The 11388-nt window shown below is 69.6% G+C and carries 10 protein-coding genes and 1 pseudogene; 5 read left to right on the forward strand and 6 right to left on the reverse strand.

The window, feature by feature from the left end:
• Positions 1 to 85: 85 nt before the first annotated feature.
• A complete protein-coding gene (locus tag QFZ67_RS32205; protein ID WP_307664555.1) occupies positions 86 to 2305 on the reverse strand; it encodes an NADP-dependent isocitrate dehydrogenase in 2220 nt (739 codons plus the stop codon).
• A gap of 148 nt (positions 2306 to 2453) precedes the next feature.
• Positions 2454 to 2663, reverse strand: a complete 210-nt coding sequence (locus tag QFZ67_RS32210; RefSeq protein ID WP_307664556.1) for a YdeI/OmpD-associated family protein — start codon at positions 2661 to 2663, stop codon at positions 2454 to 2456.
• Between the two features lie 220 nt (positions 2664 to 2883).
• Between QFZ67_RS32210 and QFZ67_RS32215 the strand changes: the two genes are divergently transcribed.
• Both QFZ67_RS32215 and QFZ67_RS32220 read left to right on the forward strand, forming a co-directional pair.
• A complete protein-coding gene (locus QFZ67_RS32215) occupies positions 2884 to 4413 on the forward strand; it encodes a SpoIIE family protein phosphatase (RefSeq protein ID WP_307664557.1) in 1530 nt (509 codons plus the stop codon).
• Positions 4414 to 4486: 73 nt separating this feature from the next.
• Positions 4487 to 5197: an AAA family ATPase gene (locus QFZ67_RS32220; protein ID WP_307664558.1), complete on the forward strand. Its 711-nt coding sequence runs from the start codon at positions 4487 to 4489 to the stop codon at positions 5195 to 5197.
• Positions 5198 to 5206: 9 nt separating this feature from the next.
• Here the strand turns inward: QFZ67_RS32220 and QFZ67_RS32225 are convergent, their stop codons facing one another.
• The 4 genes and pseudogenes from QFZ67_RS32225 to QFZ67_RS32240 all read right to left on the reverse strand — a co-directional run.
• A complete protein-coding gene (locus QFZ67_RS32225) occupies positions 5207 to 7606 on the reverse strand; it encodes an excinuclease ABC subunit UvrA (RefSeq protein WP_307664559.1) in 2400 nt (799 codons plus the stop codon).
• 282 nt (positions 7607 to 7888) lie between these two features.
• Positions 7889 to 8134 carry a hypothetical protein gene (locus tag QFZ67_RS32230; RefSeq protein WP_307664560.1) on the reverse strand — a complete coding sequence of 82 codons (246 nt, stop codon included), beginning with the start codon at positions 8132 to 8134 and terminating at the stop codon, positions 7889 to 7891.
• A 134-nt stretch (positions 8135 to 8268) separates the two neighbouring features.
• The gene (locus tag QFZ67_RS32235) at positions 8269 to 8685 is read right to left on the reverse strand and encodes a VOC family protein (protein ID WP_307664561.1); all 417 of its coding nucleotides are present in this window, start codon (positions 8683 to 8685) and stop codon (positions 8269 to 8271) included.
• Positions 8682 to 8813 (reverse strand): annotated as a pseudogene (locus tag QFZ67_RS32240) (AraC family transcriptional regulator); the annotation flags it as partial. The gene QFZ67_RS32235 and the pseudogene QFZ67_RS32240, both read right to left, overlap by 4 nt.
• Positions 8814 to 9083: 270 nt before the next feature.
• Between QFZ67_RS32240 and argC the strand changes: the two are divergent.
• The 3 genes from argC to argJ are packed head-to-tail and all read left to right on the forward strand — an operon-like array spanning position 9084 to position 11382.
• The gene (gene argC, locus QFZ67_RS32245) at positions 9084 to 10112 is read left to right on the forward strand and encodes an N-acetyl-gamma-glutamyl-phosphate reductase (protein ID WP_307664562.1); all 1029 of its coding nucleotides are present in this window, start codon (positions 9084 to 9086) and stop codon (positions 10110 to 10112) included.
• On the forward strand, positions 10109 to 10231 hold the full coding sequence (locus QFZ67_RS32250; protein WP_307664563.1) for a hypothetical protein: 123 nt from the start codon (positions 10109 to 10111) through the stop codon (positions 10229 to 10231). The genes argC and QFZ67_RS32250 overlap by 4 nt, the downstream gene beginning before the upstream one ends.
• Complete coding sequence (argJ, locus tag QFZ67_RS32255) at positions 10228 to 11382, forward strand: bifunctional glutamate N-acetyltransferase/amino-acid acetyltransferase ArgJ (protein ID WP_307664564.1); 1155 nt, start codon at positions 10228 to 10230, stop codon at positions 11380 to 11382. Before QFZ67_RS32250 ends, argJ begins: the two co-directional genes overlap by 4 nt.
• Positions 11383 to 11388 lie beyond the last annotated feature (6 nt).

Consider the following 11388-nt stretch of genomic DNA (forward strand, 5'->3'; position numbering starts at 1 on the left):
GGGCGTGATGCAGGCCGGGGCGGAACAGGTACAGGTGCGGAAGGGGGGCGGTCGTCTGCACCCTCCCCCATCCGCAGCTGTCGCGTCAGCCGAGGGTCGCGATGGCCTGGTTGAAGGTCGTCGACGGGCGCATGACGGCCGAGGCCTTCGACGCGTCGGGCTGGTAGTAGCCGCCGATGTCGGCCGACGAGCCCTGCACCGCGAGCAGCTCGTCGAGGATCGTCTGCTCCTGCTCGGTCAGCGCCTTGGCGAGGGCGGCGAACGCCTGGGCGAGCTGGGCATCCTCGGTCTGCTTCGCCAGCTCCTGCGCCCAGTACAGCGCCAGGTAGAAGTGGCTGCCGCGGTTGTCGATGCCACCTACTCGGCGGCTGGGCGACTTGTTCTCGTTGAGGAAGCTGCCGGTCGCGCGGTCGAGCGTGTCGGCGAGAACCTGAGCGCGCGCGTTGCCCGTGGTCTGCGCGAGGTGCTCGAAGCTGACCGCGAGCGCGAGGAACTCGCCCAGGCTGTCCCAGCGCAGGTAGTTCTCCTTGACCAGCTGCTGGACGTGCTTGGGCGCGGAGCCGCCGGCGCCGGTCTCGAACAGCCCGCCACCATTCATGAGCGGGACGACAGAGAGCATCTTCGCGCTCGTGCCGAGCTCGAGGATCGGGAACAGGTCGGTCAGGTAGTCGCGCAGCACGTTGCCGGTGACCGAGATCGTGTCCTCGCCCCGGCGGATGCGCTCCAGGGAGAAGGCGGTCGCTTCGACCGGCGACATGATCTCGATCTGCAGGCCCTCGGTGTCGTGCTCGGCGAGGTAGGTCTTGACCTTCTCGATGAGGGTCGCGTCGTGCGCGCGGCCCTTGTCCAGCCAGAACACCGCCGGGTCGCCGGTCGCGCGGGCGCGGGTGACGGCGAGCTTGACCCAGTCCTGGATCGGCAGATCCTTGGTCTGGCACATGCGGAAGATGTCGCCGGCGCCCACCACCTGCTCGAGCACGACGTTGCCGCCCTCGTCGACGACCCGCACCGTGCCCGGGGCAGCAATCTCGAAGGTCTTGTCGTGGCTGCCGTACTCCTCGGCCTTCTGCGCCATCAGGCCGACGTTGGGCACCGAGCCCATCGTCGACGGGTCGAAGGCGCCGTTCGCGCGGCAGTCGTCGATGACGACCTGGTAGATCCCGGCGTAGCTGCTGTCGGGGAGGACCGCGAGAGTGTCCGCCTCCTGGCCGTCCGGGCCCCACATGTGACCGGAGGTGCGGATCATGGCCGGCATGGAGGCATCGACGATGACATCGCTCGGTACGTGCAGATTGGTGATGCCGCGGTCGGAGTCGACCATCGCCAGTGCGGGGCCGTCGGCGATCTCGGCCTCGAAGGACGCCTTGATCTCCGCGCCCTGGGGCAGCGACTCCAGGCCCTTAAGGATGGCGCCGAGTCCGTCGTTCGGGCTCAGCCCGGCGGCGGCGAGCGCCTCGCCGTGCTCGGCGAACGTCTTCGGGAAGAAGGTCCGCACCACGTGGCCGAAGACGATCGGGTCGGAGACCTTCATCATCGTGGCCTTCAGGTGCACCGAGAACAGCACGCCCTCGGCCTTGGCGCGTGCGACCTGCTTGTCAAGGAACGCGCGCAGGGCCGCCACGCGCATGACGGACGCGTCCACGACCTCGCCCGCGAGCACGGGAACCGACTCACGCAGGACGGTGGTGCTGCCGTCGTCCCCCACGAGCTCGATGCGCAGCGAGCCGGCCTCGGCGACGACCGCGGACTTCTCGGTGGAGCGGAAGTCGTCGGCGTCCATGTGAGCGACGTTCGTCTTCGAGCCGGACGTCCACGCGCCCATCTTGTGCGGGTGCGCCTTGGCATAGTTCTTCACCGACGCCGGCGCACGGCGGTCGGAGTTGCCCTCGCGCAGCACCGGGTTGACGGCACTGCCCTTGATCTTGTCGTAGCGCGCCCGGACGTCCCGTTCCTCGTCGGACTTCGGGTCGTCCGGGTAGTCCGGCAGCGCGTAGCCCTGCTGCTGCAGCTCGGCGATCGCAGCCTTGAGCTGCGGAATCGAAGCCGAGATGTTCGGCAGCTTGATGATGTTCGCCCCGGGAGTCTTGGCCAGCTCGCCGAGCTCAGACAGGGCGTCATCGATGCGCTGGCTCTCCTCAAGATGCTCAGGGAAGCTGGCGATGATCCGCCCCGCCAGAGAGATGTCACGCGTCTCGACACTGACCCCGGCGGTCGAGGCGTACGCCTGGACGACAGGCAGGAACGAATGCGTCGCCAGGGCCGGCGCCTCGTCAGTGTGTGTATAGATGATGGTCGAGTCAGTCACCGGGTGCTCCGCTCCACGTCTGCAACATTGCTCGACATCAAGATATCTCGTGACCCACCCCCTCTGGACAGGGCCCTGCCCCACAGTGGCAGGCGGCACGGAGGTCGTCCCGGCTCGTGGTGGCGTGGATGCCGGCGGGATGACTGGCTTAGCCCGGTATTTCGCCATTCACCAGCATTTGCAGGGCTTTGTCGAGCCGAACCTGCCTGGTCTCCGGCGTGAGCGCCTGAATCAACGGCAGGATCACCAGGTAGCGTCCGGTCTTGTCGAGCGCCTCGAACGCCTTCTTGGCCAGCCAGCTCTCGAACGCCTCGGCGTCCGGGAAGGCGATGATCTCCACTCCGTCGAGCTCATCCATGCGGCCGAGGCTGTCGCCCGCCTGGTCAGCGCGGCTCCCGAGTCGCAGACCGGCGAGGCTCGGCGGCCGAGTCGCCGGCTGCCGGCGACGGACACAGCTGCGCGAGCGGCACCCTGGAGGGAGACGATGGGGGAGGCAGAGCCACGCAAGCCGAGCCGCGTGCTCGGGTCGCCGCCCTGGCACCACTGGGTGGCGGCGCGTGCAGTGAGGAGGGCCTGGGATGTGTGCAGCCGAGTCCTTCCGGGGCGGTCCCGACACGGTGAGCGTCGCTCCGACCGCGTCTGGTGGCCTTCTCGATGTGCTGAGCGTGGCGGCCGTTCTCCTCGATGCCGAGGGCAGGATCGATCTCTGGAGCCCGCAGGCCGAGGACCTGTTCGGCTACAGCGCCGAGGAGGCCCTCGGCGAGTTCGCGGGCCACTTGCTGATCCATGAGGAGCACCAGGAGGCCGTGCTGAACCTGTTTGCCCACGTCATGGAAGGCGGCGGCAGCTGGGCCGGAGTCTTCCCCGTCCGCCACAAGGACGGCAGCACGCGGCTGGTGGAGTTCCGCAACATGCGGCTGCAGGACGACCAGGGGGACTACTTCGCCCTGGGGCTGGCCGCGGATCAGTCAACGCTGCGGCAGGTCGAACGGGACCTGGCGCTGTCCGCCCGACTGGTGTCCCAGTCGCCGATCGGACTGGGTGTACTGGACACCGATCTTCGGTACGTCTCGGTCAACCCGGCGGAGGAGCGGATGAACGGCGTGCCTGCCGCCGAGCATCTGGGCCGGCACGTCCATGAGGTGCTGCCCTTCTTGGACGAGTCCTTCGAAGCGACGATGCGCAAGGTCTTGGCTACTGGCACCCCGGTCTCTGACCAGTACACCGTCGGCCGCACTCCGGCCGACCCGGACAACGAGCATGCCTGGTCGATCTCTTTCCACCGGCTCGAAGCTCCCAACGGAAAGGTGCTGGGGGTGGTGACCTCCAGCGTGGACGTCACCGAGCGGCACCGTGCCGTCCAGCAGCAACGCCGCACCGTTCTCACCCTCCAGCGCAGCCTGCTGCCCCACCCGCCACCGCAACGGCCGGGGCTGGCTGTCGCCTCCCGGTACCTGCCCGCCCAGGCAGCCAGCGAGATCGGCGGCGACTGGTTCGACGTCATTGCGCTCGGCGGAGACAAGACCGCCCTCGTCGTCGGAGACGTCATGGGCAGCGGCGTCAGCGCCGCCGCCACCATGGGCCAGCTCCGCACCGCCACCCGCACCCTGGCCGGCCTCGACCTCGACCCCGTCCAGGTTCTCCAGCACCTCGACCACATCACCGAGGACCTGGAGCAGGACACCATCGCCACCTGCGTCTACGCCGTCTACGACCCGCACGGCGCGCAGTGCCGCATCTCCCTCGCCGGCCACCTGCCCCCAGCCCTCCTTCGCCTTGACGGAAAGCACGAACTGCTCGAGCTGCCCACCGGAACCCCGCTGGGCGTCGGCGAGGGCGACTTCCACGCCACCACGCTCGCCCTGCACCCGGGCGACCAGCTCGTCCTGTACACCGATGGGCTGGTCGAGAGGCGCGACAAGCCCATCGACGCATGCTTGGACAATTTGCTCGCCCTCCTGGACGACCCCCACCGCTCCCTGGACGAAACCTGCGAGCTGCTCCTGCACACCCTGCGCCACCCCGGCGACCACGACGACGTCGCGCTGCTCATCGCCCGAGTGCTGCCCTCCGTGCTCAGCCGCACGCCCCGGTCGGAACACGCGTAGCAGTTCTCGATCAGTGCCGGCGCCGGCCGCTGGGGAGCCGTACGGCTTCCAAGTCCTGGGCGACACTGGGCGGGTGATTGTCGAACGCGCGTATGCCCACCTCTCCTCGTACGACGAAAACGCCTGGCCTTGGTCAGTGCCCTGCGTCCGGCAGCTGCTCGACCAAGGGCTGCCCTTCACCGCGCCGGTGACCTTTCTGGTCGGTGAGAACGGCTCGGGGAAGTCGACTTTGGTCGAGGCGCTGGCGGAGGGGTTCGGTCTGGACTCCTACGGTGGCTCCCACGACTGGCGCTACGCCTCCCCGCGTGGCAAGTCGGCGCTCGGCGAGCGGATGAGGTTCGACGCGGCCGCGCGCGGGCGCCGGATGGTAACCAGCTGGTCGGCCCGCAAGGGCTTCTTCCTGCGGGCCGAGACCGCGCTGGACGCCCTGGGCAGGGAGGGGTTCTCGCCGGACTCGGTCAGCCATGGGGAGGGCTTTCTCGCGGCGTTCCGGGGGAAGTTCCTCCACGCCGGGCTCTATGTCCTGGACGAGCCGGAGGCGGCGCTCTCGTTCTCCTCGTGCCTCGAACTGATCGGCCACATCGACCGGTTGACCAAGGAGGGCGGCCAGGTCATCTGTGCCACGCACTCCCCGCTGCTGACCGCCCTGCCGGGCGCGGACATCATCGAGGTCGGCGAGCACGGCATGCGGAGGGTCGCCTGGCGGGAGCTCGGTGTCGTGGACCACTGGCGCCGCTATCTCGCCGACCCACACGCCTATCTGCGGCACATCGTCGACCCGTAGGGGCCTCGGTCAGGTACCGACGTAGGCCGCGAGGTGCTCGCCGGTGAGGGTGGAGCGGGCTGCGACGAGGCTGGCGGGGGTGCCCTCAAAGACGATCTTGCCGCCGTCGTGGCCGGCGCCGGGGCCGAGGTCGATGATCCAGTCGGCGTGCGCCATGACCGCCTGGTGGTGCTCGACGACGATGACCGACTTGCCGGAGTCGACGAGCCGGTCGAGCAGGCCGAGCAGCTGCTCGACATCGGCGAGGTGCAGGCCGGCGGTCGGCTCGTCGAGTACGAAGACGGACCGGCCGCCGCCCTTCTCGGCCATGTGGGTGGCCAGCTTGAGCCGCTGCCGCTCACCGCCGGACAGCGTGGTGAGCGGCTGGCCCAGGCTGAGGTAGCCGAGCCCGACGTCGGCGAGCCGGCCGAGGATGCGGTGCGCGGCCGGCGTGTGCGCCTCGCCGGCGCCGAAGAACTCCTCGGCCTCGGTCACCGACATCGCGAGCACCTCGCTGATGTCGCGCCCGCCGAGGAGGTGGTCCAGCACCGATGCCTCGAACCGCTTCCCCTCGCACTCCTCGCAGGTGGTGGCGACGCCGGCCATCATCGCCAGGTCGGTGTAGATGACGCCGGCGCCGTTGCAGGTGGGGCAGGCGCCCTCGGAGTTGGCGCTGAACAGCGCCGGCTTCACGCCGTTGGCCTTCGCGAACGCCTTGCGGATCGGGTCGAGCAGTCCGGTGTACGTCGCCGGGTTGCTCCGTCGCGAGCCGCGGATCGCGCCCTGGTCGATCGACACCACACCCTCGCCGGCGGGGATCGATCCGTGCACGAGCGAGCTCTTGCCGGAGCCGGCGACCCCGGTGACCACGGTGAGCACCCCGAGCGGGATGTCGACGTCGACGTCGCGCAGGTTGTGCGCCGTCGCGCCGCGGATCTCCAGCGTGCCGGTGGGCTTCCGCACCGTCTCCTTGACGGCGGCCCGGTCGTCGAAATGGCGGCCTGTGACGGTACCGCCGGCCCGCAGCCCCTCGACGGTGCCCTCGAAGCAGACGGTGCCGCCCGCCGTACCGGCGCCGGGGCCGAGGTCGACGACGTGGTCGGCGATCGCGATCGCCTCCGGCTTGTGCTCCACGACGAGCACCGTGTTGCCCTTGTCCCGCAGCCGAAGCAGCAGCTCGTTCATCCGCTGGATGTCGTGGGGGTGCAGGCCGATGGTGGGCTCGTCGAAGACGTAGGTGATGTCGGTGAGCGAGGAGCCGAGGTGGCGGATCATCTTGACGCGCTGCGCCTCGCCGCCCGACAGCGTGCCCGCCGGCCTCTCCAGCGAGAGGTAGCCGAGGCCGATCTCCACGAACGAGTCGAGGGTCCCCTGCAGCGCGGTGAGCAGCGGCGCCACCGACGGCTCGTTGAGTCCGCGGACCCATTCGGCCAGGTCCCTGATCTCCATCGCGCAGGCGTCGGCGATGCTTATCCCGCCGATCCGCGACGACCGGGCCCCCTCGCTGAGCCGGGTGCCGTCGCACTCGGGGCAGGTGGTGAAGGTGACCGCCCGCTCCACGAACGCCCGGATGTGCGGCTGCATCGCCTCCTTGTCCTTGGACAGGAAGGACTTCTGGATCTTGGGGATCAGCCCTTCGTAGGTGAGGTTGATGCCGTTGACCTTCACCTTGGTCGGCTCGCCGTAGAGGAAGTCCTGCATCTCCTGCTTGGTGAACCTGCGGATCGGCTTGTTCGGGTCGAGGAAGCCCGACTGGGCGTAGAGCCCCACCGTCCACTGGCTGTCCGACTTCCAGCCGGGGATGGTGAACGCTCCCTCGGCGAGCGACTTGGAGTCGTCGTAGAGCTGGGTGAGGTCGATGTCGGAGACCTTGCCCCGGCCTTCGCAGTGCGTACACATGCCACCGGTGCGGTTGAAGGTCGCCTTCACCGCTTTCTTGGCACCGCGCTCGACGGTGATCGCACCGCTCGCCCGGACCGAGGCGGTGTTGAAGGAGTACGCGCCGGGCGGGCCGATGTGCGGCTTCCCGAGTCGGCTGAAGAGGATGCGCAGCATCGCGTTGGCGTCGGTGGCGGTGCCGACCGTGGAGCGCGGGTCGGCACCCATCCGCTGCTGGTCGACGCTGATCACCGTCGTCAGCCCGTCGAGTACGTCGACCTCCGGCCGCGCCAGCGTCGGCATGAAGCCCTGCACGAAGGCGCTGTAGGTCTCGTTGATCAGCCGCTGCGACTCCGCGGCGATCGTGCCGAACACCAGAGAGCTCTTGCCCGAGCCGGAGACGCCGGTGAACACCGTCAGCCGGCGCTTCGGGATCTCGACGCTGACGTCCTTGAGGTTGTTCACGCGCGCGCCGTGCACGCGGATCAGATCGTGGCTGTCGGCAGCGAGCAGCGCAGGCGACTGCGTGTCCGTCCTCGTGGCCATGCTCATCGTGTCTCCATCTGTGAGGCGGGGCCGCCTTCGCGGTCTCCGTCGGGGTCGCCTGGCTCGATCTGACCAGCGTCGAGCAGTACGTCTGGTTCTACTTCGTCGGCGCGGTCCGCGGCAACGGCGTCCGCTGTCTACCTGATCGGCCGTGCCCGCCGTGGTGGCGCGACCCCGTCCGGCCGACGCGGGGCCGGGGTCGCGCTCGGCGCAAGAACCAAGGCGTCCGCGGCGCTTCGGCCCGTGGAGTGTCCGGGCCCCGGCCACGCGGCGCGCCCGGCCGAGGCGTCAGACCGACCAGCGGCCGTCGCGCATCAGCTCGCGGTCGGGCGGGCGGCGCAGATGGCCCCCGACCGCCGCCGACGTCGCCCCGGTTCCGGCGCCGGTGACAATCCACTCGGGGACCGGATGCTGCTCCGCGGCCGGCATCTCCGCGGGCGTCTTCGCCGGTACGACCGCGGTGAACGCCAGCCCCAGCAGCCTGCCGAAGTACGCCCCCGCGACGGCGACCGCGCCACCGGTGGCCGCGATCACCGGGGTCCGGGCCGTGACGGCGCCACGCGCGACCGCCTCATCCCGCCGTCCGCCCGGAGGAGCCGGATCGCCTGCGCCGCCCAGGAGTCGGAGCGCTCCATAGCCATGGGCCGGGACCCTACCGCAGGCGGTCCTTACCGCTTGCGGGGCTGATTGAAGCGGAGCATGTTGCCGGCCGGGTCGCGGAAGGCGCAGTCGCGGACGCCGTACGGCTGGTCCATCGGTTCTTGCAACACCTCCCCGCCGGCGGCCTGGATGCGTTCGAAGGTGGCGTCGCAGTCGTCGGTGGAGAAGATCACGCCGCGCAGCATGCCCTTGGCCAGCAGTTCCGCCATCGCCTGCTTGTCGGCCGGCGAGGCGTTGGGGTTGGCGAGCGGCGGTTCGAGGACGATTTCCACGTCCGGCTGCGCGGGTGAGCCGACGGTCACCCAGCGCATCCCCTCGAACGCGACGTCGTTGCGTACCTCCAGGCCGAGGACGTTGCGGTAGAAGGCGAGCGCCTTGTCATGGTCGTCGACTGCGATGAAGCACTGTGCGAGCTTGATGTTCATGCCTCAGACGCTACCGAGGCGGCGGCGGATTCCGCTTCTCCGATCCTGACCGGTCGCGTGAGGATCTTGGCGACGCACGCCGGGATCGCGGCGTCGGCCTCGTGGCGGCGGGCCCGGTAGGCGCTGGGGCCTCCGGCGCTGCCCCGAGCTCCGGCCGCGTTACCTCTCGTTCCATGGGACCAGTGGAGCCAGCCTCGTCACCGCCATGGGTGTTTTCGATAGAAACGCCCAGCTAGCAGCACTGAAGGGCCACCCTGCGCGCGCTCAGGCTGGCCAACTCAAGCGCTAATTGGCCAACTGAAGCGCTAAGTCTCAAAATGTCCTCGGCCCGCAGCCAGGAGTGGATTGCATAAATCTACGAGGCTGCGTATAGTCATGCCATCGACGAGGAGGGTTCGATGGCGGTACGAGCAGCAGTGGCAGGAGCGAGCGGTTACGCGGGCGGGGAACTACTCCGGCTGCTCCTCGCTCACCCCGGCGTCGAGATCGGCGCCCTCACCGGCAGCTCCAACGCCGGACAGCGCCTCGGCGGCCTGCAGCCCCACCTGCTGCCGCTTGCCGACCGGGTGCTCCAGCCGACCACCGCCGAGGTGCTCGCCGGGCACGACGTCGTCTTTCTCGCCCTCCCGCACGGGCAGTCGGCCGCTGTGGCCGAGCAGCTCGGCGACGAGGTGCTCGTCGTCGACATGGGCGCAGACTTCCGGCTGAAGGACGCCGCCGACTGGGAGGCGTTCTACGGCTCGCCGCACGCCGGGACCTGGCCCTACGGCCTCCCCGAACTGCCGGGCGCTCGCGCCGCCCTGGTGGGGGCCAAGCGCATCGCGGTGCCCGGCTGCTATCCCACCGCCGTCTCGCTCGCGCTCTTCCCCGCATACGCGGACGGGCTCGCCGAGCCCGAAGCCGTCATCACCGCCGCGTCCGGCACCTCCGGCGCGGGCAAGACGCCCAAGCCGCATCTGCTCGGCTCCGAGGTCATGGGCTCCATGACCCCGTACGGCGTCGGCGGCGGCCACCGGCACACCCCCGAGATGATCCAGAACCTCAGCGCGGCTGCGGGGGAGCGGGTCAGCGTCTCCTTCACGCCGACCCTCGCGCCGATGCCCCGGGGCATCCTCGCCACGTGCAGCGCGAAGGCGAAAAAGGGCGTGACGGCCGATTCCGTACGGGCCGCGTACGAAAAGGCCTTCCAGGACGAGCCGTTCATCTGCCTGCTGCCCGAGGGACGGTGGCCCTCCACCGCGTCCGTGTACGGATCCAACGCCGTCCACATCCAGATCGCGTACGACGAGGCAGCCGGCCGCATCATCGCGATCAGCGCCATGGACAACCTGACCAAGGGCACCGCAGGCGGCGCGGTGCAGAGCATGAACCTCGCCCTCGGGCTCCCCGAGGACACCGGACTTTCCACGATTGGAGTCGCTCCGTGAGCGACGCACGCGCAGCCGCCGGGCTGCAGACAACCTCGAAAGCCGCGCCGCTGCTCCCCCTGCCTTCGGCGGGCGGTACCCCCAGCGCGGGCGGAGAAGCGATCAAGGAGATGCAGTGAGCGTCACGGCAGCCAAGGGATTCTCGGCGGCGGGCATCGCCGCCGGGATCAAGGAGAACGGCAATCCGGACCTGGCCCTCGTGGTCAACAACGGTCCGCGCCGCGCCGCCGCAGGCGTCTTCACCTCCAACCGTGTCAAGGCCGCCCCCGTCCTCTGGTCCGAGCAGGTCCTGCGCGGCGGCGAAGTCACCGCCGTCGTCCTCAACTCCGGTGGCGCCAACGCCTGTACGGGCCCCAAGGGCTTCCAGGACACCCACGCCACCGCCGAGAAGGCCGCCGAGGTCCTTGTCGGCCACAGCGCCGGCGAGGTCGCCGTCGCGTCGACCGGGCTCATCGGCGTACTGCTGCCCATGGACAAGCTGCTGCCCGGCATCGAGCAGGCCGCCGCTGAACTCTCCCCGCACGGCGGCGAGAAGGCCGCCATCGCCATCAAGACCACCGACTCCGTGCACAAGACCGCCGTCGTCGAGGGCGAGGGCTGGACCGTCGGCGGGATGGCCAAGGGCGCGGGCATGCTCGCCCCCGGCCTCGCCACCATGCTCGTCGTCCTCACCACCGACGCCGACCTGGAAGCCGCGACCCTCGACAAGGCCCTGCGCGACGCCACCCGGCTGACCTTCGACCGCATCGACTCCGACGGCTGCATGTCCACCAACGACACCGTGCTGCTGCTCGCCTCCGGAGCCAGCGAGATCACGCCCCGGTACGAGGAGTTCGCCGAGGCCGTCAAGAGCGTCTGTGACGACCTCGCCCGTCAGCTGATCGGCGACGCCGAGGGCGCCTCCAAGGACATCCGCATCGAGGTGATCAACGCCGCGACCGAGGACGACGCCGTCGAGGTGGGCCGTTCCATCGCCCGTAACAACCTCCTCAAGTGCGCCATCCACGGCGAGGACCCCAACTGGGGCCGGGTGCTGTCCGCCATCGGCACCACGAAGGCCGTCTTCGAGCCCGACCGGCTCAACGTCGCCATCAACGACGTATGGGTCTGCAAGAACGGCGGCGTAGGTGAGGACCGTGAGCTCGTCGACATGCGCTACCGCGAGGTGAAGATCACCGCCGACCTCGCCGCCGGGTCCGAGTCCGCCGTCATCTGGGCCAACGACCTCACCGCCGACTACGTCCACGAGAACAGCGCGTACTCCTCCTGAGGACTC

The organism is Streptomyces sp. V1I1 (assembly GCF_030817355.1).
Taxonomy (GTDB): domain Bacteria; phylum Actinomycetota; class Actinomycetes; order Streptomycetales; family Streptomycetaceae; genus Streptomyces.